Raw genomic sequence first — 23,349 nt, forward strand, 5'->3', positions numbered from 1 at the left:
GGCCGGACCGTCGGTTCGCCGCCACCCCGCGCGGCGCGTCACGGAACCGGGCCGGGGTTTCGCAAAACGCAAATAAATTTTATCGACAGTAAAGCTCCGAATGGCGAATGCGTAACCATTATGAGCGCCACAGCCCACTTCTGAGACACGAGGCAACGAAACACGATGGCTACACTCGAAATCAAGAACCTCCACGCGAACGTGGCGGAGGAAGACGGCGAACAGATTCTTCGCGGCGTCGACCTGGAGGTCAACTCCGGGGAGATCCACGCCCTGATGGGACCGAACGGATCCGGGAAGTCGACGACGGCGAAAGTGATCGCCGGCCACCCGGCCTACGAGGTGACCGAGGGCGAGATCCTGCTCCACCTCGAAGAAGACGACTTCGATCAGGACCTCGAGATCCCCGAGGACAAACGCACCTGGAATCTACTCGACCTAGAGCCGAACGAGCGCGCGGCGCTCGGTATCTTCCTCGGCTTCCAGTACCCCGCGGAGATCGAAGGCGTCACCATGACGAACTTCCTCCGGACGGCGCTCAACGCCAAGCTCGAAGAGCGCGAGGAGCTCTTCGAAGAGGAGGACGAAGACGAGGCCGAGGCGGACGACGAAGACGAGGAGGCGGGCTACGAGACCTCGCCGATGGAGGGCCCCGCCGACGACGGCGAGATCGGCGTCGCGGAGTTCCAGCAGCTCCTCAAAGAGAAGATGGAAGTGCTGGACATGGACGAGAAGTTCATGCAGCGCTACCTCAACGCCGGCTTCTCCGGCGGCGAGAAGAAGCAGAACGAGGTCCTGCAGGCGGCCATCCTCGAGCCCGCGATCGCCGTCCTCGACGAGATCGACTCCGGGCTGGACATCGACCGCCTCCAGGACGTCTCGAAGGGCATCAACGCCCTCCGCGACGAGCAGGGCACCGGCATCCTGCAGATCACCCACTACCAGCGGATCCTCGAGTACGTCGAGCCCGATCACGTCCACATCATGCTGGACGGCAAGGTCGTCAAGAGCGGCGACGCCGAGCTCGCCGAGCAGCTCGAAGACCACGGCTACGACTGGGTCCGCGAGGAAGTCTACGAGGCGGCGTAACTATGTCCAGTTACGCACAGTCATATAAGAAACGAGCCGTAAACACATATCACACACTATGAGTTCCGAACAAGACCACCTTAAAGAGACGGACACCGAGGCCCGCTTCGACTTCAAGAAGGAGGAGTCCTCGGCGTTCCAGACCGAGAAGGGCCTGACCGAGGAGACGGTCCGCGTCATCTCCGAGGACAAAGACGAGCCCGAGTGGATGCTGCAGCGGCGTCTCCGGGCGCTGAAGCAGTTCCAGGAGATGCCGATGCCGACCGACTGGCCCGGCCAGCCGGACCTCTCGGAAGTGGACGTCGCAGAGATCGTCCCGTACATCCGCCCCGATGTCGACGTCCGCGCGGGCGTCGACGACTGGACGGAACTGCCCGACGAGATCAAGGACACCTTCGACAAGCTCGGCATTCCGGAAGCCGAGAAGAACGCGCTCTCCGGCGTCGGCGCGCAGTACGAGTCCGAGGTCGTCTACCAGAACATGCAGGAGCGCTGGGAGGAGAAGGGCGTCATCTTTATGAATATGGACGAGGCGGTGCAGGAGCACCCCGAGATCGTCAAGGAGCACTTCATGACGAAGTGCGTTCCCCCGTCGGACAACAAGTTCGCGGCGCTCCACGGCGCGGTCTGGTCCGGCGGCTCGTTCGTGTACGTCCCCGAGGACGTCACCGTCGAGATGCCCGTCCAGGCGTACTTCCGGATGAATTCGGAGGGAATGGGCCAGTTCGAGCACACCCTCATCGTCGCCGAGGACGGCTCGGAGGTCCACTACATCGAGGGCTGTTCGGCCCCGAAGTACTCCGCGTTCAATCTGCACTCCGGCGGCGTCGAGGTCTTCGTCGGCGAGGACGCCCACGTCCAGTACTCGACGGTCCAGAACTGGTCGAAGAACACCTACAACCTCAACACCAAGCGCGCCATCGTCGAGAAGAACGGCCGGATGGAGTGGATCTCCGGCTCGATGGGCTCGAAGGCGACGATGCTGTACCCCTCGACGGTCCTGAAGGGCCCGGGCGCCTCCGACAACCACATCACCATCGCCTTCGCGGGCGAGGGCCAGAACATCGACACCGGCGCGAAGGTCTACCACAACGCGCCGAATACGAAGTCGACCATCGAGTCGAAGTCGATCTCGAAGGACGGCGGCCGGACCAACTACCGAGGACTGGTCCACATCGCCGACGGCGCCTCGGACTCTTCGACCTCGGTCGAGTGCGACGCGCTGATGTTCGACAACGAGTCCACGTCGGACACGATGCCGTACATGGAGATCAACGAGTCGAAGGTCGACGTCGCCCACGAGGCCACAGTGGGGAAGATCGGCGACGAGGACGTGTTCTACCTCCAGTCGCGCGGCCTCGACGACGACGACGCCAAGCAGATGATCGTCTCGGGCTTCATCGAACCCATTACCGAAGAGCTGCCGATCGAGTACGCGGTCGAACTCAACCGCCTCGTCGAACTCGAAATGGAGGGGAGCCTCGGATAGTATGAGCGGCGTACAACTCCCGGCGAACCTCTCCGAGGAGACGGTTCGCGAAATTTCGGACGCGCGCGACGAGCCCGAGTGGCTGCTCGAACGGCGGCTCTCGGCGCTCGACGCGCTCGACGAACTGGAGCTGCCGGACGTCATCCAGACGCCCGGCCGGCGCTGGACGAACCTCGAAGCGCTCGACTTCGAGTCGCTCGTCGACCCGCTCGATCAGGGCGACGAGACCGAGCGGACCTCCGCCGAGGGCGTCGAGGTCCTCACCTTCACCGAGGCGCTCGACGAGCACCCCGACCTGGTCGAGTCCGCGTTCGGCTCGACGGTCGACCCCGAAGAGAACTACCTGACCGCGCTGTCGGCGGCGCTCTTCACCACCGGCACGGTCGTCTACGTCCCCGAGGGCGTCGACGCCGAGGACGTGACCGTCCGCGCGGAGATGAACTCCCGCTCGCTGTTCAGCCACACGCTCGTCGTCACCGAGGAGTCGTCGTCGGTGACGATTCTGGAGAGCATCGAGTCCGGCGAGGACGTCGACGCCGACGCGCGGTACTTCTCGAACCTCGTCGAGATCGACGCGGGCGAGAACTCCTACGTCCAGTACGGCTCGCTCCAGGACCTCGACGAGGACACCTACACGTACTCGCTGAAGCGCGCGGACGTCGGCACCTACGCGACGGTCAACTGGATCGAGGGCAACCTCGGCTCCCGACTGACGCGCTCTGACGTCGAGTCCGAACTCAACGGCGACTCCTCGGAGACGAAGATCGTCGGCGCGTTCTTCGGCCACGGCGACCAGCACTTCGACGTCAACGCGCGCGTCTGGCACAACGCCGAGAACACGACCGCCGACCTCGTGACCCGCGGCGTCCTCGACGACGAGGCCCGCTCGGTGTACGAGGGCGTCCAGGACGTCGGCCGCGAGGCGTGGAACACCTCCTCGTACCAGCGCGAGAACACGCTGATGCTGTCGGACGACAGCGAGGCCGACGCGTCGCCGAAGCTGATCATCCACAACCACGACACCGAAGCCTCCCACTCCGCGACGGTCGGCCAGGTTGACAAGGAGGACCTGTTCTACATGGTGTCGCGGGCGATCCCCGACGGACAGGCGCGGAATATGCTCGTCGAGGGCTTCTTCGTGCCCGTCCTCGAAGAGATCGCGGTCGACGAGTTCCGCGACGACCTCGAAGAGCTTATCGCCGCGCGACTCCGCTGATCTCGGACTGACGTCCGTTTTCTTTCTCGTCTCGCCGTCTCGACGCTCGACCGACAGCGACGCCGCCGACTACTCCCGCGGACACCGCCCGGTCGGGGTGACACAGCGCGGGCCGGGCGCCGGACCGGCCCACGCCACCGATCGCTCGTCGACATTGCCGTCCGTGTCGCCGACGCCGAGCTTCCCCGCCGGGACGGCCACGACGGCGACCGTCCGGACCCGGAAGCCGATCCGTTCGTTCCGGCCGAGGACCTCGGGCTCGCCGTCGCCGTCGACGTCGAAAACGACCGACGAGCCGTCGCGAACGTACGTCGTGGCGCCCGAGTCAGTCGTGACGGCGAAGCGCCCGTAGGCGCCGCGGGACTCGACGACCCAGACGTTCGCGGTCGCCACCCAGGGGTTGAGCGTCGGGAGGATCGGCAGGCCCGCCGGGATGCCGCCGACGGTCCCGTTCGACGCCCGCGCGATCGCCCGCTCGGTCGCGGCTCCCGCCCTCGCCCGTGCCTCCTCGCGGAGGAGCCCTCGGATCGCCGAGACCGCGTCCTCGACGGCGGCCTGCGAGACGCGGACGTCCGCGCTCGTCGCGGCGTCCCGGAGGTCGACGCGGAGCGCCGTCCGGATGCGGTCCTCGGCCACCCTCCGGGAGCCGTCGTTTTCGCGTGCCGCTCCCTCCTCGATCGCGGCAGACGCGACCGCGGCCGCCAGCGATCCGTCCGTCGCGGCGACCGCGCGCTCACCGGGGCCGTCCCACTGCGCGAACGCCCGCCGGACGACGGTCTCGGTCTCGCGACGCGACAGCGACGACTCGCGGGCGAGCGTCCGCGTCGCTCGCTTCCGGATGTGATCCATCGACTGCGCGACCCTCGATCTCAGGTGGTCGGTCCGCGCGCGGAGCGTCGCGTTCGGGTGCGCCGCGAGCGTTCGGTCGGCGGCGACGAGCGACTGACCGGCGGCGTGGAGCGACACGCGACCGGGATCCCCGAAGAGCGTCCGCGTGACCAGATCCGCGGCGTCGCCGTACGGGACCGCGAAGACGTTGTGGTTCCTGACCGCGAGGCCGACGTACCGTTCGTCGTCGTCGACGCCGTCGACGAGCGGTCCCTCGACCGGCGCGGGCGCGAGGTACGCCGGGTCGCCGTCGGGGACGAAGGCGGTCCGCCCGCGGGCCCCGGAGCCGCTCCCGAGGGCGAACCGACGGGACGGGGCTTCGGGCGTCAGATCGGCGAGGTCGTTCGCTCTGGCCGCCGAGATACCCTTCGCCGCGAGCGCTCGGCCGATGCCGGCGTTCTGCTTCCCGGTCCGCCCCGCGCGCTCGTCCAGGCGAGCGAGCACGAGGTCGAGGTACGCGGCGCGCGCGGCGATCCGAGCGCGGTCGGCGACGCCGTCGTAGCGCCCCGGCGCATTCAGGAGGGCCGCGCGGCGGCTCCTAACCCGATTTGCCAACCGGGCGGCCCCGTTCCGCTGCCCCGTCGCGGCGTCGCTGGCCGCTACCTCCACGGAGAGACGTCGGACCCGTTCCCGGAGCGCCGCGACGTCGGCGTACACCCACGCCGAGAGGTCGTCGGGACGGTCGCCGGTGAACCGCGTTCGGGCGTTCGTCCGGCCGCCGGTCACCGTCCGTCGGGCGACGGCATCGGGACCGCCGAGTTCCGCGACGAGGTCCCGGGCGACGGAGCTACCGCCTCGGAGGTTCGGCCCGCCGAGCGCGCCGCCCGTCCGGAAGAGCGGGTCGACGGCGCGGTCCGGTCCGCAGGCGTCGCCGAGGCGGCCGGTCGCAGTCACGCGGACGCGATGGGCGTCGCGCCACGATGCCGACGTCGTCCGCGGCGTCGCGTTGCTCTTGACCCAGGTGCGCTGGACGGTGTGACGTTCGACCACGCGGCGCGTGGCCGCGTAGAGCCGGTGCGCGCGATGGCCGGCGGAGACGACGGCGGTAGAGCGGCCACCGCCCCGGATCGAAACGCTCGTATCGACGTCCGAGTACGCGAGCGTCCAGTTTTCGCCGGGGGCACGTGGCGACGGTCGACGACCGTTCCGCACCAGCCGCGCGTCGGCGTCGACGCTGACGCTCGCGCGGTAGCTCTCTCGACGGATCGAATCGAGACTCGGGCCGTCCGTACCCCGGAGGAGCGCGACGAAGGCCTCGTCCGCCGTGTCGTTGACGCCGACCGTGATCGTGCGAGTTGCCGGGAGCGCGCCCGGTCGCGAGGCGGCGTCCGCGCGTTCGGCGTCGTTCGGATCCGGGAGCTGTCCCGTCACCGCGGCGACGACGCGGGGGTCGGTCCGCGATCCGAGGACGTCGGTGACGCCGGTCCGAAGCGTCGCCGCGCGGACGCCAGCGGCGGCCTCGGGGTCGGCGTGTCCGAACGACGCCCGCTGGGCGTCGAGCAGGCCCGCGTTCGTCGAGAGCGCGACGTGGCGGTTGCCGACGACGTTCGAGATGGGGAGGCCGGCGTACTGGCCGAGTCCGCGGGCCTGCGCCATCGCCGTGACGCCGACCGTCAGCCGCCGGGCGAGCCCCGGCGCCGCGATCGGGTCCGCGTCGAGGCGCGCCTGGAAGGCCTCGGTCCGGTCGTGGAGCGCGAGCACGGGAACGGCGACGGTGACGGTGCGGTTCGTCCGGTAGGAGTCGAGGACGCGTCCGTTCCGCTTGACCGTCACCGCGACGCCGCGGACCGTCGCCCGGAGCTCCGTTCCGTCGTCTCGCCCCGCGACGGAGACCCGAGAGAGCGCGCCCTCGACGTCCTCCACACCCGCACCGAACGAGGCGTGGGCGACGCTCTCGCCTCTGCGGTGTTCGATCGGCCCGACCGCCTCGCGGGCGGCGGCGAAGATCCGAAGCCGGAGAGACCGTCGGAACGGATCCTCCGTTCCGAGTGCTCGGCCGGCGGGCGTGTCGGCCGCGACCGTGACCGGGTCGCGGGCGGCCGCGCGGGCGGCGTCGCGAACCGCAGTGCGGACCGCGGCCGTCACCTCGCCCTCGACGCGGTCGGCCGCGACGTCTGCGGCCCGGTCGATCGGTTCCGGACCCGGCGTCGCGAGCGAGGCAGCGAACGTCGAGCTCCCGACGAGAAGCAGCACGCCGAGGAGCGCGAACGGCACGCGTGCGCGGTCGTCGTCAGCGAACCGCATTCAGATCCCCTCCGACGCGGGCCACGTTCTGACGACGATGCGGACCGAGTCCACCGAGACCGCCTCGGCGGCCTCCATCGGCGTGTCGTGCGCCGCCCGCAGGTCGCCGGTGAACCGGGCTTCGAGCCGACGCGCGACCCGCTCGTTGGCCGCTCGCGTGTCCTCGGTCGCGAGCGGTTCCGAGAGGGACGCGTTCGTCGCCGACGCGAGACGGGCGTAGCGGTGGCGCACCAGGGCGGCCGTCGGATCGTCGCCGCGGAGCGTCACGCGCGCCGGTCCCGCGGGGACGAGGACGGCGACCGTGCGGTCTGCCACGGCGGCCCCCAACGCGTCGAAGTCGGTACGAGCGGACGGCGGAAGCGGCTCGACGCCGGTCGGGATCACGAGCGACGCGGCGTGGACGCGGCCGGCGGGCGGGTCGGGACCGACGCCGAGCTGTCCGCCGACGGGTGCGTCCGGATACGGCCGCCACGTCGCGTCCACGCGAACCCGCGCGCCGGTTCGCGCCAGGACGGCGTCGCCGACGGCGCGTACGAACCCGGACCGCGTTCGCGTGAGCGGATGGATATCGGGCTCCGTCGTCGCATTCGGCTCGACCGCGTCGAGCGCGACCCCACCGCTGGCGGTCGCGGCGCGAGCCAGCAGCCCCGCGAGGCTTCCGTGGCTCGTCCGATCGAATTCGGGCGAGTCGGGAGCGAACGTCTCCTCGTCTGCGACCGCCGCACCCGACGCGTTCAGCGCGTCGACGTCGGGCGTCAGCGAGTAGTCGACCTGTGCGGTCGTCGTCGCGAGCGCGTCGGCGACGGCGTCGGCGCGTCCGGGCGTCGCCGGCGGGGCCTGATCGACCGTCACGAGGCCGACGACGCCTGCGGAGAGGAGAAGGAGGCAGAAGCCGGCGTCGAGCGCGGCGTTCATCGCCACACCCAGACTGTCAGCCGTCCCCACGCGACGTCGCCGGTCCCGATATCGACGCTCGCCGGACGGCTCGCCCGGTCGACGTCGACTCCCTCCCGCGGCGGCGGGCCGCCGGCGCCGAAGCGGCCCCGGTCGGTCGTCACTTCGACGGCGACGCGATAGCCGTCGGGAGCGACATCGGCGGCCCGCGGCAGCGCGAACGGGTCGACGACCCCGCCGGTGCTCACGGCGTCGTGGACGCGGTCCAGCGTCGGCTCGGCCAAAGCGTTGGTCGTCTCGGACGGCGTCGCCGCCGTTAGCGCGCTCGCGTACAGCGAGACGCCGGAACAGACCGCGAAGAGCGCGATCAGGGCGACGATCGGCGTCGTCTGCGCCCGCGCGTCCGCGCCGGCCTCACGCGTCGACGAGGACGACATCCACTCCCTCCCAGGTGGTCCGGCGGGCGATCAGCGTCCGGTCGACCTCGCGCCAGGGCGCGTCGGTCGCGTTTGCACGGGCGGCGACGACCGCCTGGCGGAACGCCTCGGGCGAGTCGAACGCCCGCTCCGGGGGCATACCGTGGAGGACGTCCCGGAGCGGCGAGTCGGTCACGGGGACCGGCGTCACCGGGCCGAACGAGAGCGTCGCGTGCGCGGTCCCGGCGTCCGATCGGAGCGCGATTCGGCGTGTTCCGAGCCGGATCTGCTCGGCGTCGAGCGGGTGCTCGGCCGTCGAGGCGTACTCCGCGCCCGCGACCCGGTCGATCGTTGCCGCCACGGCCCCCGCGTCGGGCGGCGGCGCCGTCGGGAGCCCGGCGACCGCCCCGAAGAGCGCGACGCTCGCCAGCGACAGCCCGATCCAGCCGTACCACGCGTCCAGCGTCAGGTCGAACATAGCGCGGATGGCCCCGTTTTGGTATATAAACCCTCACGCCCGGACTCGGAAGCGGATTCAGAACAGCGTGGACGCGCCGACGAACGCCGCCAGGTACGCCGCGGTCGCCGAGCAGAGCGCCAGACCGACCCGGTAGCCGACGAGCGAGCGATCGAGGCCGCGGTCGAGCCCGGTCGCGACGACGGTCAGGACGATCGCGAGCACGAGCACGTACGCGCCGACGGCCGTCCCGAGGAGGGAGGGCGCGAGCGCGGTCGCGGACTCCGACGCGGCGCCGAACGCGGAGGACGCGGCCGCCGCCGATCCGACGGGCCGGGACGTCCCCGCCGCGGCCATCTGGACGGCCATCGCGACGGTCGCGCCGCCGACGAGCGGGCCGAAGAGGGCCGCGGTGTGCGTGAGCGTCCCCGTGATCGCCGCGAGCTCGCGGCGGGCGTCGGCCTCGACCCGCCGGAGTTCGGTGAGGTGATCGGCGAGCCGTACGAGCATCGGGCCGGCCGGACGGCCCTCGCGCCCCGCGATGGCCAGCAGGGTCGCCGTCGCGCGGGCCCGCGGGCTCGGGAGATCCGCGAGTGCGCCGTGGTCGCCCAGGAACGCGCGGTCGATGCCGACGCGGAGCCGTCGCTGCACGCCGGCCGCCTCGTCGAAGAGGTCGCTCGTCGGGCCGGTGGTCGCCTCCGCCGCCGACTCGATGGCCGTCTCGACCGACTCGCCAGCGCCGACGCGCCGGCCGACGACCGCCGTCGCGTCCGCGAGCCCCGCTTCTGCCCGTCGGATCCGCTTTCTCACCGCGGCCATCGGCCGGTAGTGGACGGCGAGCGCGCCGCCGACGCCGAGTCCGGCGGCCGCAACCGGCGGTGCCCACGGCGCGACGAAGCCACCGACGACGGCGCCGGCTCCCCCGCACGCGACACCCGCAGCCACGCCGCGAATCGGACCGGAGGGGACGTCGGGGTGGGACGCGAGCACCCGCGCCGGCGCGAGCGCGACCGGGCGCTGGAGGAGCAGCCACGCGCCGGCGACGACCAGGCCGCCCGGGAGAGCGACGTCGTAGAGGAGGACGAACGCGGCAGCCGGCACCGACACCCCGGCCGCGCTGGCGGCGGGAAGCACGCCGACCAGGGCGAGCGGCAGGAGGACGCCGAAGGCGTAGATGCCGCTCGCGGGCCCGCGAACGGCGCCCGCGAAGTCCGCCATCTCCGAGCGGGTGCCGTCGAGCACCGTCTCCAGCGCGCGGTCGAGCGCGCGATCGCGCTCGTCGGTCGGACCGTCGACCGCGGCCGAAAGCAGCGACGTCGAGCGTTCAAGCGCCGGGAACCACGTGCGCCACTCGGCCGCGAACGCGCCGAGCCCCGACGTCGGCCCCGCGCGGGTGCGTTCGACGTGCGCGGCCAGGCTGCGCGCCAGCGGACCCTCGCCGGTCCGCGCGGCGAACAGCGCGGCCCGTTCGGGCGACGGATCGAGCCGGAGCCGCAGCGCCGCGCGGGCGACGAGGCCGGGCGCGTCGCCGAGCGAGCGCGTCCGGCGGAGCGTCGCCGCCGCGACGGGGAGTCGATGGACCACGTGGGTAGCGCCCAGTCCGAGCCCGGCCGCCAGCGGCAGCGCCGCGGGAAGCGGCAGACCGGGGGCCGCGAGCGCGAGGACGGCGAAGACGGCGACCGCGACGACGGGCGCGAGGACGTAGCCGGCGCGGACGACGGTGTCGCCGGCGAGGTCGCTCTCGATGAATGCCAGGGACCGGTGCAGCTCCCGCGTCGGCTCGACGTCGCCGGGATACCAGCCGGCGAGCGTCCGCGCCACCCTGACGACCGCGTCGGCGCCGTTCGTCATCGCCTCTCGCTCCGTTGGGCGTCGAGGTCCGCCGGCCGCGTCAGCCCGGTAGTCGCGAGCCGACCGATCCGGGCCGTTCGAGCCTCCAGCGCCGCGAGGAACTCGGCGTAGGACTCGCTCGGTGATCGAAGCCGATCGACGACGGCGCTCTCGCCGCGCTCGATGCGACCCGAGGGACGGAGTTCCCCCGCGTCGCGCGCGAAGAGCGCGGGAAACGACGACTCGCCGCCGTGCGTCTCGACCGCCTCGATCGCGGAGACTCGTCGGGCGTCGCCGTCGCGGGTGCAGGTGACCACGAGGTCCGTCGCGCCGAACGACGAGGGCGGCACGTCCAGGTCGGAGACGACGCGCTCGCGGACGGCGGCGGCCGAGTCGCCGTGGATCGTCCCCAGGACCGCGTGGCCCTGGACGCCGACGCGCATCGCCTCGTAGAGCGCGCCCGCCTCCTCGCCGCGGACTTCGCCGACGGCGAGCGCGCCGTCGCCGAGTCGGAGCGCCGCGCGGAGCGCGTCCGTCGGAGCGAATCCATCGGAGGAGCGACCCTCGCTCGCCGCATCGCCCAGCGCCGCGTCGGTATGGAGGGCCTGCACGTCGCGGCCGCGGCCGCGGAGGGATTCGACCGGCAACTCCGGCGTGTCCTCGATCGTCACGAGCCGCGTCGCGGCCGGGAGCGCCCACAAGAGCGCCCCGAGCAGGGTCGTCTTCCCGGCGCCGCGGGTGCCGGCCACGATGAGCGCCGAGCCGCGCTCGACTGCGAGCGACAGGAAGGCCGCCGCGCGGGCAGAGATCGATCCCGCGGCGACGAGTCGGGCGAGCGTCCAGGGCTCGTCGTCGCGGACGCGGAACGCGAACCCGACGCCGTCGCTGGCGGGCGCGGTCACGCCGGCGACGCGTATCCGCCGGCCCGTCTCGGCGACCACCGAGGCGTCGAGCGCGGGCGAACTCCGCGAGAAGGCCCGCCCGCTCTCTCGGCGGAACCGCGAGGCGAGCGCGGCCGCGCCGCCGGGCGTCAGGTGGACGTTCGTCGGGAGGCGCTCGCCGTCGACGACGACCCGGACCGGGCCGTCGGCCACGGGCGCGGAGGCGACGACGTCCGAGACAGCCTCGTCGGCGAAGAGGTGCTCGAAGACGCCGAGCCCGCGGGTGTGGCGCGCGAGCACCGCCGAGAGCGTCTCGATCGGCTCGTCGCCGCCCGCGACGCGCCTGACCGCTCGCCCGGGCGCCCGCGATCCGCCGCCGACCGAGCCGTTCGCGAGCACGTCGTAGGCGGTGGCAAGTGTCGCCGTCGCGTCGGTGTCGAGTCCCTCGGTCGCGGGCGTGAGATGGTAGCACGTCCCGGAAGGCGCTTCGCAGATACGCGCCGTCCCGCCGGTCGGAAGCGCTCGCTCCGAGACGACCCGCGCGCCCGGCGGGAGGCGTCGAGACACCCGCGACCGGGAGACCGTGGGGCCGACGAACGGATCCAGCGCCCGCTCGTAGGCGTCCGGTTGGCCGGCCTCCGACGGCGGTGTTCCCTCGGCGCCGACGCGGGCGGCCAGCTCGGCGAGCCCGCACTCGGCGGCGATCCGGGCGACTGCGCCCGCGCGTCCGGTGGCCCTGTGCGCCGCCGAGAGCGGATCACGGCGGGCTCGGTCGGCCAAGTCGGCGTCGTGGACGGTGGCGCGCTCCACGAAGCGGCCGGCGGCGACGAGCAGCGCCAGTGCCGCGTCGACGTACGTGCGCTCGCGGCCCGCGTGTCGCGTCCGAACGGCGTCGACGTCGCGCTCGACGAGTGCGTCGACGACGGTGGCCCGACACGCGGGGCGGGCTTCGAGCCGTCCGCGGCCGGGGCAGTCGTCGGCGTCGACGAGGAGTTCCCGCCGATCTGCGAGCCCCAGCCCGGTGGGGGACTCGACGGCGACCGAGCACCGGCAGACTTCCGAGTCCGCCTCCGAGTCGGCGTCGGGAGAAGCGGTCTCTGCCGATCCACCGGACAGCCCGACCGAGACCGCGGCGTCGGTGAGCAGGGAACAGAAGGCATCGGCGCGGGGCGAATCGAGGTATCGCGACATACGGCGGGTGGCCGCGTCTCGGTATATAAACGATCGGGCGACGTCAGGCGGCGTCGCCGCGGCTGATCACCAGCGCGGGCCCGTCGGCGTCTGCGCCCGTGACGAGCGCGATCGAGACCGTCTGCCGGCCGCGCCCGCGGAACACGACCGGGCCGGTCGGCGTCCGCACGGGCACCGGTAGCGAGAGCGCGCGTAGTCGCGTCGGCGACGAGGGCAGCGCGTAGGCGAGCACCGAGCGGTTCCCGGGCCCGCCGGGGCGCCCGCCGACGGCGACGAACGCGGGCCGCGCCGTCGTCCACGACGCCCCCGGGTACGTGAATGCGACGCCGCGCGTGGCCGCCAGATCGACGCTGGTGGCCGAATCGCTGGTCGCCGCGAGCGACCGTCCGGCCCGGTCCAGCCGATCGCCGAACGCCTCGACGGTGTCGGCCGTCCGCGTCGCCTGCGCGTCCTCGACCGCCGGGGCTGCGGCCGCGACCATCGCGACCGCGAGCGCCGCGGCGACGACCAGCCGGATCACCGGAGCACGCCGCGCAGTCTCGCCGCGAGGCCGTCGTCGGTGTCACGTCCGTCCGACACCGAGGACGGCGATGACGCCGATCGATTCGCGTCCGCCGGAGGCCGACCATCGTCGGCCACCGGTCGCTCGGAGCGAGTTGACGCCGCCGGGGTCGTCCCGTTCTCCGAGGCCCCGCCTCCCGACCGAGCCTCGCCGTCCGACGGCTCGGCCAGCCGCTCGCGGACGACCCCGGGTTCGGCGGCGGAGAACTCGCGTTCGAGCGATTCGGCTTTGGCGAGCGCGATCGACGCGCGGCGCTCGACCGCCTCGTCGACGGCCGCGACGCCGCCGAGCAGCCCGCGGACCGCGTCGAGTTCCGATTCCAGAGACGCGACGCGGCGTTCCAGTCGATCGATCCGCTCTCGGGCGTCGTCTGTGCCGCTGTTCGCGTTCGCGTCCCACGTCGATCCGTCGTCCGCGCCGTCGGAGTCGCTCGTCATACCGCGGGTGGGTGCGGGATCCGATATAAACCGTCGGGCGGGAGTCGTGGGGGAGCGACGGCCGACGAGGCGACCGGCCCCAGGGGGCGAACGTTGAAGGATCGTCTCCCCGATGTGGAGAGTATGAAGTCCGTCCTGATCGGCGTCGGCCAGGCCGGCGGGAAACTCGCCCGCGAACTGGTCGAATACGACGAACGGATGGGGTTCGGCTCCGTCCGCGGCGCGGTCGCGGTCAACACCGCCAAGACCGACCTCCAGGATCTGCCCTTCGAGACCGTCCTCATCGGCCAGGACCGGGTGAAGGGCCACGGCGTCGGCGGCGACAACGAACTCGGCGCCGAGGTGATGCAGTCCGACACACAGGAGGTGCTGTCGGCGCTCGACGGCCGCGTGGTCGCCGGGACCGAGTCCATCTTCGTGGTCGCGGGACTCGGCGGCGGCACCGGCAGCGGCGGCGCGCCGGTCCTGACGAGGGAACTCAAGCGCATCTACGACGTCCCCGTCTACGGCCTCGGCATCCTTCCCGGGAAGGACGAGGGGTCGATGTACCAGGTGAACGCCGGCCGGTCGCTGAAGACGTTCGCTCGCGAAGCCGACGCCCTCCTCCTCGTCGACAACGACGCCTTCCGCTCGGTGGGCGAGAGCGTCACCGAGGGCTACGACTCGATCAACCACGAGATCGCCCAGCGCGTCGGCCTGCTGCTGGCCTCCGGCGAGGCCGTCGAGGGCGTCGCCGAGAGCGTCGTCGACTCCTCGGAGATCATCAACACGCTCCGCTCCGGCGGCATCGCCGCGCTCGGCTACGCCTCGGCGGAGGCCGCCCCCGACGCCGAGGAGAACATCAACGCCGTGATGAGCACGACCCGGCGCGCCCTCCTCACCGGGTCGAGCCTGCCGGACGCGACCGACGCCGACGCCGCGCTCCTGATCGTCGCCGGCGACCAGGACGCCATCCCGCGGAAGGGCGTCGAGCGCGCGCGCCGGTGGGTCGAAGAGGAGACCGGCAGCCTCCAGGTCCGCGGCGGCGACTTCCCCCTCTCCAGCGACCGGATCGCCACGCTCGTGCTCCTGGGCGGCGTCGAGCGCTCCGAGCGCCTGGAGACGTTCCTCCAGCGGGCGAAAGACGCCCGGGAGGAAGACGTCGAGGGAGCGGCCGAGCGGACCGATCCGGCCGAGCAGTGGACGAACGACGAACTGGACGACCTGTTGTAAGCGCGGGAAAACGAGGTATTCTGCGGGCGATCGACGGCGGCTTACTGCTTGAGGAGGCTCGCCCCGTCAAGGTCGGTGCGGGCGTAGTCGACCTCCAGCAGGTCCAGGATCGTCGGCGCGATGTCGTAGAGGTCCGCGTCCTCGATCTCGACGTCGGGGTCGTCGACGTACAGCGTCGCGTTGTCGAAGCTGTGCATCCCGTTCCGCGGCCCGGTGCCGAAGACCTCCTCGCTGCCCTTGAAGCCGGACTTGAGATCGAAGCCGTGGTTCGGAACGACGACGAGGTCCGGCGCGATGTCGTCGTGGTCGCCGCGGAAGGCGTCTTCCTTCTCGACGACGCGGTCTGCGACTTTCTTGCCGTCGGGGCCTTCAAGCTCCTCCAGTTCGGCTTTGAGCTCTGCGCGCACCGCCTCGTAGTCGTCCCGCGGGACGCTCCCGCGGGGCTCGCGGCCTTCGAGGTTGATGTAGAAGCGGCCGGGGATCAGCGAGTACGCCCGGGTGTCGTCGGCGATGTCGCCGAGTTCCTCGTGGTCGTCGTCCTCGTAGGAGAGCCAGCCCTGCTCTTCGAGCCAGGCGTTGCAGTGGACCTCGTAGTCGAGCGAGGTGAAGCCGTGGTCGGAGGCGACGACGAGCGTGACGTCGTCCGGCAGCGACGCGCGGATCTCGCCGACGTACTCGTCGACCTTCTCGTAGAACTCCAGGAACGCCTCCTTGTTCTCGCCGTCGCGCTCGTAGTCCTTGAACAGGAAGTGGTTCACCCGGTCGGTCGTCATGAACACGCCGAAGAAGAGGTCCCAGTCGTCGGCGCCGATGACGTTCTGGAACGCCTCGTGGCGGCGGTCGAGCGTCTCGTGGGCGTTCTCGATGAACTCCGTCTTGTCGTCGTCGTGGCCGAGCTTGGCGTTGACGTCGATCCGGTAGCCCAGGTCGTCGAGTTCGTCGCGGAACTCGTCGGGGAGGGCCGCCTTGTCGACGCCGGGCGAGAGGAAGCCCGAGACCATCCGCTGGACGTTGCGCTGCGGCGGGAACGTCACGGGGACGTTCAGCACGCTCGCCTGGCGGCCGGCGTCGGTGACGCGGTCCCAGAGCCGCGTCGCCTGGACGTCCCGGCCCATCGGGACGTAGGTGTCGTAGGAGCCGTTCTCCCTGTCTTGGAAGCCGTAAACGCCAGTCTCGCCGGGGTTCACGCCCGTCGTGAGGGAGGGCCAACACGCCGAGGACTCGGGGGGGACGATGCTCTCGATCGCGCCCGCGCTTCCCTCCTCGGCGAGGGCGGCGAAGTTCGGAAAGCGGTCCGGGTTGTCGGAGAGAAGACTAAACGGCACGCCGTCGATACCGACGAAGGCGACGCGCGGGTGGTCCTCCCCGCGCAGCCGATCGAACAGTCCCATACCGACCGTATTCCGACGGTAGTCATAAGTATGTTCGTCTCTCGGCGGCCGTCTGCCGCCGTCTGCGACACCGACGGGAGGCGGACGAACGAGTGCGATCGGGGGTACGACCGGGCGAGCGCGATCGGCGAAGGAGCGAAGTGTGCGCCCGCGCTAGGCACCACAAGAGCCGTGAAGGAGTTCGAACGGAAACAGTTGCTGGAGCGGGTCAACCGCGAGGCCGCGACCGTCGGCGCGGACATCCCGGACGCGATCGACGTCCAGGGCGAGGAGATCGACCTCCGGGACTTCGTCTTCGAGATCAAGCGCCGCGACACGATCCCCTCGGGCGAGCGCGAACGGGTCGAGCGCGCGAAAAAGAATCTTCGCCGGGAGCGCCTCCAGCGCCTCCAGCGGATCGAGGACGGCGAGATCAGCTACGAGAAGGGCGAGGAACTCGCCGAAAGCATCGTCGGGATCGACCGGGCGCTGAACGCCCTCGAACAGCTCCGGCCGGTCGACCTCGAACGGGAGGCTGACGTCCAGGAGGCCGCCGACCGGAAGCGCTGGATGAAGTTCCTGAAGCAGGCGCTCGGACGCGAGGGCGCCGGCGGGAGCGGGAGGCGGCCGTGAGCCGGAACGCAGAGGTCGCCTCGCAGCTGGAGGAGTTCGCCGACCTCCTCGAAGCCGACGGCGTCGAGTACAAGCCGAACGTCTACCGGCGGGCGGCCGAGAACATCCGCGAGCACCCCGAGCCGATCGAGGCGCTGGCAGCCGAGGGCGCCGAGGCGGTCGAGGAGATCGACGGCGTCGGCGACGCCATCTCCGCGAAGGTCGTCGAGTACGTCGAAACGGGGGAGATCGAAGAGCTGAGTGAACTCCGCAAGGAGCTCCCGGTCGACGTCGAGGCGCTCACGCGCGTCGAGGGCGTCGGCCCGAAGACCGTCGGAACGCTCTACGAGGCGCTCGGAATCACCACGCTCGACGAGCTCGCAACGGCGGCCGAGGCCGGAGAGATTCAGGAGGTGAAGGGCTTCGGTCCCAAGACGGAGGCGAACATCCGCGAGAACGTCGCGTTCGCCCGGCAGGCCCAAGAGCGCGAGCGCCTGGGCGACGCGCGGCCGCTCGCCGACGACGCCCTGGCGTACCTCCGCGGAGTCGACGCCGTCGCGGAGGCGGAAGTCGCGGGGTCGATCCGCCGCTGGCGCGACACCGTCGGCGACGTGGACGTCCTCGTCGCCAGCGGGTCGGGCGCACGCGTCGTCGACGCGTTCACCGAGTGGTCGACGCTGACCGACGTCATCGAGGCCGGCGAGCACAAGGCCAGCGGCCGGGCCGGCGACGTCCGGATCGACCTCCGAGTCGTCTCGGAATCCGAGTTCGGCGCCGCGCTCCAGTACTTCACCGGGAGCAAGGACCACAACGTCCGGCTCCGGAACGTCGCGATCAAGCGGGACCTGAAAATGAACGAGTACGGCGTGTTCGACGTCTCCGAGGTCGACGACCCCGACGCGGACCAGCGCGTCGGCGAGCGGGTCGCCGGCGAAACCGAAGAGTCGATGTACGCCGCGCTCGACCTGCCGTGGATTCCCCCCGAACTCCGCGAGGGGACCGGCGAGATCGACGCCGCCAGCGAGGGGGCGCTCCCGGAGCTACTGGGTGAGGGCGACCTCCGCGGCGACCTCCACACCCACACCGACTGGTCCGACGGGCGCAGTAGCGTGAGCGAGATGGTCGAAGCCGCCGTCGACCGCGGCTACGACTACTACGCCGTGACCGACCACGCGACCGGGCCGGGGATGGTCGGCGGCGTCGGCCTCTCCGACGACGACCTGCGGGAGCAGTTGGGGGCGATCGAGGACGCCCGCGAGGAGTTCGGCGAGGCCCTGACGCTCCTCCACGGCGTCGAGACGAACGTCGACAGCGACGGCGACCTCTCGACCGGCGACGACGTCCTCGACGAACTGGACGTCGTCGTCGCCTCCCCGCACGCAGCGCTCGGCCAGGACCGGGAGGCGGCCACAGAGCGGCTCGTCCGCGCGGTCGAACACCCCAGCGTCGACGTCCTGGGCCACCCGACGGGCCGGCTGATCAACGAGCGCGAGGGGCTGGAGTTCGACGTCGAGCGGGTCGCGACCGCCGCTTCCGACGCCGGGATCGCGATCGAGATCAACGCCGACCCCGCGCGTCTGGATCTCCGCGGCGAGCTCGTCCGCGTCGCCGTCGACGCCGGCGCGACGATCGCGATCGACACCGACGCGCACGCCCCGGGCGCGCTGGACTACGCGCGGTACGGCGTCCACACCGCCCGTCGGGGCTGGTGCGAGCCCGACGACGTACTGAACGCGTGGGCCGTGGACGATCTGCGATCGTTCCTGCACTGAGGCGACGATGACGGACCGGACGACGGACGAGGCGGCGGACGACCGGGCGGGGACGGATCGGCCGCGGCTCCTCCTCGACGCGATGCTCGGCAAGCTCACCACCTATCTGCGGATGTGCGGCTACGACGCCGCGTACGTGCTGGAACGCGACGGCGAGCGCGCGCGACCGGACTCCGACCCGGGTGACGACGAGATCGCCGCGATGGCCCGCGGCTCGAACCGGACGCTCCTCACCCGCGATGCGGATCTCGCGGCGCGCGTCGACGGGGCGGTGCTCGTCGAGAGCAAGGACGTCCGGGAGCAACTCCGCGAGGTCGACGACGCGGGCTACGACCTCGCGCTCCCCGACCGTCCGAGCCGGTGTGCGGCCTGCAACGGCGAGCTTCGGTCGGTCGACACCGACGAGTCACTTCCCTCGTACGCGCCCGACCCCGCCGAGACCGACTGCTGGCAGTGTCTGGACTGCGGGCAGGCGTTCTGGAAGGGTAGCCACTGGGACGACGTGGCGGAGACATTAGGAGAGCCGTGAGGGCCTATCGTCGCCGCGACCGCGAGGTCCACTCCTCGCAGGGGTCCATATCGTCCATCAGTTCCTCGGCGGCCCCGCAGTAGGGCCGGATCCCCTCGTCGGTCCGGACGTACTCGAAGTGCGCGCAGTTGCCGCAGTAGGTGTCGCTGGCGTCGAGGCTGCGTCCCGACGCGTCGTTCTTCGGGCCGTCGGGTGGTCGGGGACCGTTCGCCGTCAGCGACGCGTCAGTCGCGGAGCCGCTTCCCGCCCTCGGTTCGTCCATCGGCGAGGAGATCGACTCGGCGTCGGTGCCGCCGTCGGAGGCGGTGCCGGCCGACCCCGAGGACCCGCCGCGGCCGCCGGTCTGGGTCTCGACCTCGCCGTCGGGCGTGCCGCCGAAGAAGCCGATGCCGCCGAAGCCGCCGCGGTCGCGCTCTATGGGGACGTACCGCGTCTCGCGCTTCCGGGTGACGTTCACCGTGGCGGTGCCGCCGGGGTCGTTGCGCGTCTTGAAGTTGGCGACGCCGACGAACAGACACCAGAAGGTGACGATCGCGCCGAGGAAGTAGACGCTGACGGTCATGAGCGTCAGGTCCGGCTTCCCCGCGCCGCAGAGCGATCCGGACCACATACACGGATACGCGTGGGTGAAGAGCGCGACGCCGACGACGGCGATGCCGGCGCCGATGACCGCCGCGGCCTTCGTGAGCCGCCCGGACGGGAGCACCGCGAAGATGCCGAGGAACACCGCGGGGACGCCGACGCCCGCGAGCACGCCGCCGAGCTGGCGCTTCGCCGTCAGCGCGGCGAGGTCGGACCCGTAGAGGACGTCCGTGGTCGCGACGACGATTCCGGTCACCACCAGGAGCGCGCCGGCGAGGAACAGCCCCAATCCGAAGAGTAGTCGCCGGAGGCTCGCCCCCGACTGCTTCCCCCTGTAGACCTCCGAGAGACTGGGCATAGTGGCCATTCGGGGCCACCACACAAAACGATGCGTCAGACGGACGCACGACGGCCGTCCGAATCGGCCGGATATCCCCGCGGGCGCCGGAGCCCGCCGGCGACCCCGAGCCCGGGGCGAACGGGCGTGTCGAAGGGATTAATGTCGCGGGTGGCGAACTGCGGCGTATGGCAGACGAGGAGGAATCCGAGGGTCCCGTCGTCGAGTTGGGCGAGGAGACGCCCGTCGAAGGACAGCCGCTCGCGCGGGTCGCCGCGCGCCTCACCTGGCCCCACGAGAAGAGCCGGATCGAAGACCAGGAGGGCGACAGCGTCATCCGGACGCCGTCGGGACCACTGCAGCTCTCGGACGTCTTGGCGGAGGTCGACGAGACGTACTTCGACTCCCGCCAGTCGTTCGTGAACCACGTCAAAGACGCCGTCGGCGACGGTCCGATCCCGACGAAGTAGGGTCCTCGGACGGTGTCGGTCCACGCCCGCCTCCGCGACGCCGCCGCCGAGTCGACGTGGCTCCAGCGGTCGGTCGTCGTCGGCCTCGTCCTCTCGATCGCGTGGAGTTCGTGGTCGGTACCGCCGTCCGACCTCACCGCACGGGCCGTCCGCGACGTGGTCGTCTTCCTCCTGATTCCCGCGGCGCTGGCGGCCACACACGGCCGCGATCTGGGGTTCCACGTCGACCGGCGCGCCCTCCGCGACACGCTCGCGCTCGCGGCGTTCGTCTTTCCCTTCTACCTCGTGGGGGCGTCGCTCCCCAGCATCCGCGCGTACTACCCGATGTGGGAGACCTCGACCGCGCTCGGGGAGTTCCTCCCGCATATGGTCCAACAGCTCCTCGTCGTCGTCGCCGCCGAGACCTATTATCGCGGACTGCTCTGTGTCGGCGTCAGCGACGAGTTCGGCTTCAAGAGCGTCTTTATCTCCCCGGTCGTCTACGCGCTCCACCACGTCGGGAAGCCCCCGATCGAACTGCTGCTGTCGGGGCCGACCGACGTCCTCTTCGGCGCGGTCGACTACCACAGCCAGTCGCTGCTCCCCTCGATCGTCGCCCACGGGCTGGGGCTCACGCTTCTGGACTGGCTGACGCTCCACGATCCGGTCATACCCCCCGAGGCGGTGCTCTCGGCGCTCCGATGGCTGCCGGTGCCGTTGTAGAGAGCAGGTCGCACGCGCGGACAGTACAGAAACAGTATCGCAGCGTCTGCAAGTCAGGAGCGACGTCCGGCAGAGAGCCCCACAGGAGAAGCCTTCGGACTCATACTGTCGGACACAACTGTTTCAAGATATTAGCCGCCCCGGGCGCCGAAATTCTTCACAGACTTGTGTCCGACAGTATCACGAATCGGCGTTCGGCCGACGGTCCCGCGACCCGAGCTGGCGCATCGCCGCGTCCATCTGCGAGAAGTGTGCCGTCTCCCTGTTATGCGTTGACATAGCAATTTGTCGAAAGTGGGTATGACATAAGTACTTTTTGTCGACAAAATCTGATGTGATACTCCATCATTGGATTCATTATATGCGTATTCGTTTTCTCATTTTCTTTATTATGCCAGAGTCTGAATTTCTTTCACAGACTGCTAGCCGGTCTCCAGAGTTCTCCGCCGGGCGGCTATCGGCGCTCGTCGAACCGACAGAATTAGTCCACGGACGGCTGTACCGACGCGTATGGTCGAAAGCGACTGGGGCGATTGGCTCCCGCGTGCGGTCGAATCGGCGGATCCCGAGACGGTCGCGATCTGGTATCTCGGGTGCAACGGATTCATCCTCAAGGGGTCGGCCGAAACGACGGTCGCGATCGATCCCTACCTGGGCACGGGCGATCCGCCGCGGACGGTCCGGATGATCCCGGTGCCGTTCGACCCCGCGGACGTCGCGGAGATGGACGCCGTCTTCGCGACCCACGAGCACACCGACCACACCCACGGCCCGAGTCAGGCCCCGATCCTGGAGCGCACGGGCGCGGGCTTCTACGCCCCCGACGACTCCCTTTCGGTCGCCTACGACGACGAGGCGTGGCTCGACGAGTACGACCTCGACGAGGCGCAGTTCCACGAGGTCGCGGAGGGGGACACCCTCGACGTCGGGGAGTTCACCGTCCACGTCGAGATCTCCCACGACCCCGACTCGACCCATCCGGTGTCGTACGTCTTCGAACACGACTCGGGGACGTTCTTCCACGGCGGCGACACGAAGCCCCACGACGACTTCGACGCGGTGGGCGAGCGCTACGACGTCGACCTCGGGGTCCTGGCGTTCGGCGCGATCGGCAACATCGACGACAAGCAGACGGGCGAACCGAAGCGCACGCGGTGGTACTCCACGGAGAACGAGGCCGTGAAGGCCGCCTCGGACCTCCGGTTCGATCGCCTCCTCCCGAGCCACTGGGACATGTGGAAGGGGCTGACCGCGGACCCGAAAGCCCTCCATCACCACGCGCGGAGCTACGAGTACCCGAAGTCGCTGGAGATCGTCGAGATCGGGGATCGCGTGGATCTCTGAATTACGAAGAAGGAAACGGACGCGGCGGGACTCCCGCGAGCCCAGCGAGCGGGAGGTCGCCGCGTTCGTGAGCGGAGCGAACGGACGCGGCGGGATTCGAACCACGGTCGGACGTGCTCGCTCCGCTGCGCGCGACCTCCCTGATTCGAATCCCTCAGTGTCGTTTTCACGCCTCGCTATCGCTCGGCGGGAAAACGGGCGCGGCGGGACTCCCGCGAGCACAGCGAACGGGAAGTCGCCGCGTTCGTGAGCGGAGCGAACGGACGCGGCGGGATTCGAACCCGCGCTCTAGGGGTTAGGAACCCCTCGCCCTGGTCCACTAGGCCACGCGTCCCGCGATCGAATAGCGGAGCGATCGCTTAAACAGATACGGTTTCGAATCGACCGAGAAAAGACCGGGTGGGGACGGGCGTCGGACGTCAGTTCGTTTCCGTCGACGTCTCGGTCGACGTCGCAGAGTCGCTCGACGTCGTCGCCTCGGACTCCTCATCTTCGTCTTCGTCCATCTGTTGCAGTTCCTCTTCGATTTCCTCGCGGCCGCGCTTGAACTCGCCCATCGCCTGCCCCGTCGATCGGGCGAGCTTCGGGATCTTGTTCGCGCCGAACAGCAACACCAGTATGAGCAGGACGACGAGCACCTCCGGCCCACCCGGCAGCCCCGGGAACAGAGGGGTGATAGTTCCGTACATCGCTACCCGGACCTAACCCGGTGGTAATTATAGGCTTTTTGCTCGTCAGCCCGGCCAGAGAAATCGGAGCTACGGGCGTAGAACGTCTCGTTCCGGGACGCGTCCGTACGAACGCGGATCGAGATGATCCGGCTGA

21 protein-coding genes and 1 tRNA gene are annotated in these 23,349 nt (G+C 70.7%); 10 read left to right on the forward strand and 12 right to left on the reverse strand.

Features of this window, described 5'->3' with window-relative positions:
* Positions 1-165: 165 nt before the first annotated feature.
* The 3 genes from ACQUQ0_RS02350 to sufD are packed head-to-tail and all read left to right on the forward strand — an operon-like array spanning position 166 to position 3,794.
* Positions 166-1,089 carry an ABC transporter ATP-binding protein gene (locus tag ACQUQ0_RS02350; RefSeq protein ID WP_435182911.1) on the forward strand — a complete coding sequence of 308 codons (924 nt, stop codon included), beginning with the start codon at positions 166-168 and terminating at the stop codon, positions 1,087-1,089.
* A 58-nt stretch (positions 1,090-1,147) separates the two neighbouring features.
* On the forward strand, positions 1,148-2,578 hold the full coding sequence (sufB, locus tag ACQUQ0_RS02355; protein WP_435182913.1) for a Fe-S cluster assembly protein SufB: 1,431 nt from the start codon (positions 1,148-1,150) through the stop codon (positions 2,576-2,578).
* 1 nt (position 2,579) lies between these two features.
* On the forward strand, positions 2,580-3,794 hold the full coding sequence (sufD, locus tag ACQUQ0_RS02360; RefSeq protein ID WP_435182915.1) for a Fe-S cluster assembly protein SufD: 1,215 nt from the start codon (positions 2,580-2,582) through the stop codon (positions 3,792-3,794).
* Between the two features lie 69 nt (positions 3,795-3,863).
* Here the strand turns inward: sufD and ACQUQ0_RS02365 are convergent, their stop codons facing one another.
* Genes ACQUQ0_RS02365 through ACQUQ0_RS02400 form a run of 8 tightly spaced genes read right to left on the reverse strand, consistent with a single transcriptional unit; the run spans position 3,864 to position 13,594 of the window.
* Entirely contained in the window at positions 3,864-6,926 is a 3,063-nt protein-coding gene (locus ACQUQ0_RS02365; protein WP_435182916.1) for a DUF7286 family protein, read from the reverse strand.
* Entirely contained in the window at positions 6,927-7,841 is a 915-nt protein-coding gene (locus tag ACQUQ0_RS02370) for a DUF7284 family protein (protein ID WP_435183042.1), read from the reverse strand.
* The gene (locus tag ACQUQ0_RS02375; protein ID WP_435182917.1) at positions 7,838-8,257 is read right to left on the reverse strand and encodes a DUF7285 family protein; all 420 of its coding nucleotides are present in this window, start codon (positions 8,255-8,257) and stop codon (positions 7,838-7,840) included. The genes ACQUQ0_RS02370 and ACQUQ0_RS02375 overlap by 4 nt, the downstream gene beginning before the upstream one ends.
* Complete coding sequence (locus tag ACQUQ0_RS02380; protein WP_372388052.1) at positions 8,235-8,714, reverse strand: DUF7283 family protein; 480 nt, start codon at positions 8,712-8,714, stop codon at positions 8,235-8,237. Before ACQUQ0_RS02380 ends, ACQUQ0_RS02375 begins: the two co-directional genes overlap by 23 nt.
* A gap of 57 nt (positions 8,715-8,771) precedes the next feature.
* Positions 8,772-10,544: a type II secretion system F family protein gene (locus tag ACQUQ0_RS02385; RefSeq protein WP_435182918.1), complete on the reverse strand. Its 1,773-nt coding sequence runs from the start codon at positions 10,542-10,544 to the stop codon at positions 8,772-8,774.
* Positions 10,541-12,595, reverse strand: coding sequence for an ATPase, T2SS/T4P/T4SS family (locus ACQUQ0_RS02390; protein ID WP_435182919.1), 2,055 nt, complete (start codon positions 12,593-12,595; stop codon positions 10,541-10,543). Before ACQUQ0_RS02390 ends, ACQUQ0_RS02385 begins: the two co-directional genes overlap by 4 nt.
* A gap of 43 nt (positions 12,596-12,638) precedes the next feature.
* Complete coding sequence (locus ACQUQ0_RS02395) at positions 12,639-13,115, reverse strand: DUF7311 family protein (RefSeq protein ID WP_435182921.1); 477 nt, start codon at positions 13,113-13,115, stop codon at positions 12,639-12,641.
* The gene (locus tag ACQUQ0_RS02400; protein WP_435182923.1) at positions 13,112-13,594 is read right to left on the reverse strand and encodes a DUF7310 family coiled-coil domain-containing protein; all 483 of its coding nucleotides are present in this window, start codon (positions 13,592-13,594) and stop codon (positions 13,112-13,114) included. The genes ACQUQ0_RS02395 and ACQUQ0_RS02400 overlap by 4 nt, the downstream gene beginning before the upstream one ends.
* 123 nt (positions 13,595-13,717) lie before the next feature.
* Here ACQUQ0_RS02400 and ACQUQ0_RS02405 point away from each other — a divergent pair, with 123 nt between their 5' ends.
* Positions 13,718-14,806, forward strand: coding sequence for a tubulin/FtsZ family protein (locus ACQUQ0_RS02405; protein ID WP_435182924.1), 1,089 nt, complete (start codon positions 13,718-13,720; stop codon positions 14,804-14,806).
* Between the two features lie 41 nt (positions 14,807-14,847).
* Here ACQUQ0_RS02405 and ACQUQ0_RS02410 read toward each other — a convergent pair whose 3' ends face one another.
* Positions 14,848-16,197, reverse strand: a complete 1,350-nt coding sequence (locus tag ACQUQ0_RS02410) for an alkaline phosphatase family protein (RefSeq protein ID WP_435182925.1) — start codon at positions 16,195-16,197, stop codon at positions 14,848-14,850.
* A gap of 171 nt (positions 16,198-16,368) precedes the next feature.
* Here ACQUQ0_RS02410 and ACQUQ0_RS02415 point away from each other — a divergent pair, with 171 nt between their 5' ends.
* From ACQUQ0_RS02415 to ACQUQ0_RS02425, 3 genes are read left to right on the forward strand one after another with little or no spacing between them, the layout of a single operon-like run.
* The gene (locus ACQUQ0_RS02415; protein WP_435183044.1) at positions 16,369-16,809 is read left to right on the forward strand and encodes a DUF5788 family protein; all 441 of its coding nucleotides are present in this window, start codon (positions 16,369-16,371) and stop codon (positions 16,807-16,809) included.
* On the forward strand, positions 16,806-18,560 hold the full coding sequence (gene polX / locus ACQUQ0_RS02420) for a DNA polymerase/3'-5' exonuclease PolX (RefSeq protein ID WP_435182926.1): 1,755 nt from the start codon (positions 16,806-16,808) through the stop codon (positions 18,558-18,560). Before ACQUQ0_RS02415 ends, polX begins: the two co-directional genes overlap by 4 nt.
* 7 nt (positions 18,561-18,567) lie before the next feature.
* The gene (locus ACQUQ0_RS02425) at positions 18,568-19,089 is read left to right on the forward strand and encodes a Mut7-C RNAse domain-containing protein (protein ID WP_435182927.1); all 522 of its coding nucleotides are present in this window, start codon (positions 18,568-18,570) and stop codon (positions 19,087-19,089) included.
* A gap of 4 nt (positions 19,090-19,093) precedes the next feature.
* On the opposite strand, the gene ACQUQ0_RS02430 is transcribed toward ACQUQ0_RS02425, so the two are convergent.
* On the reverse strand, positions 19,094-20,029 hold the full coding sequence (locus ACQUQ0_RS02430) for a DUF7139 domain-containing protein (RefSeq protein ID WP_435182929.1): 936 nt from the start codon (positions 20,027-20,029) through the stop codon (positions 19,094-19,096).
* Positions 20,030-20,196: 167 nt separating this feature from the next.
* Here ACQUQ0_RS02430 and ACQUQ0_RS02435 point away from each other — a divergent pair, with 167 nt between their 5' ends.
* From ACQUQ0_RS02435 to ACQUQ0_RS02445, 3 genes are all read left to right on the forward strand, one after another.
* Positions 20,197-20,478: a DUF5789 family protein gene (locus ACQUQ0_RS02435; protein WP_435182931.1), complete on the forward strand. Its 282-nt coding sequence runs from the start codon at positions 20,197-20,199 to the stop codon at positions 20,476-20,478.
* A gap of 12 nt (positions 20,479-20,490) precedes the next feature.
* Positions 20,491-21,180, forward strand: coding sequence for a CPBP family glutamic-type intramembrane protease (locus ACQUQ0_RS02440; RefSeq protein ID WP_435182932.1), 690 nt, complete (start codon positions 20,491-20,493; stop codon positions 21,178-21,180).
* A 510-nt stretch (positions 21,181-21,690) separates the two neighbouring features.
* Complete coding sequence (locus ACQUQ0_RS02445; RefSeq protein ID WP_435182934.1) at positions 21,691-22,524, forward strand: MBL fold metallo-hydrolase; 834 nt, start codon at positions 21,691-21,693, stop codon at positions 22,522-22,524.
* A gap of 260 nt (positions 22,525-22,784) precedes the next feature.
* Here ACQUQ0_RS02445 and ACQUQ0_RS02450 read toward each other — a convergent pair.
* Positions 22,785-22,858: transfer RNA gene (locus tag ACQUQ0_RS02450), tRNA-Arg, on the reverse strand.
* Between the two features lie 85 nt (positions 22,859-22,943).
* Positions 22,944-23,213 carry a Sec-independent protein translocase subunit TatA/TatB gene (locus ACQUQ0_RS02455; protein WP_435182935.1) on the reverse strand — a complete coding sequence of 90 codons (270 nt, stop codon included), beginning with the start codon at positions 23,211-23,213 and terminating at the stop codon, positions 22,944-22,946.
* Positions 23,214-23,349: the final 136 nt, after the last annotated feature.

It is taken from the genome of Halobellus sp. EA9 (genome assembly GCF_051195055.1).
Classification (GTDB): Archaea; Halobacteriota; Halobacteria; order Halobacteriales; family Haloferacaceae; genus Haloquadratum; species Haloquadratum rubicundus.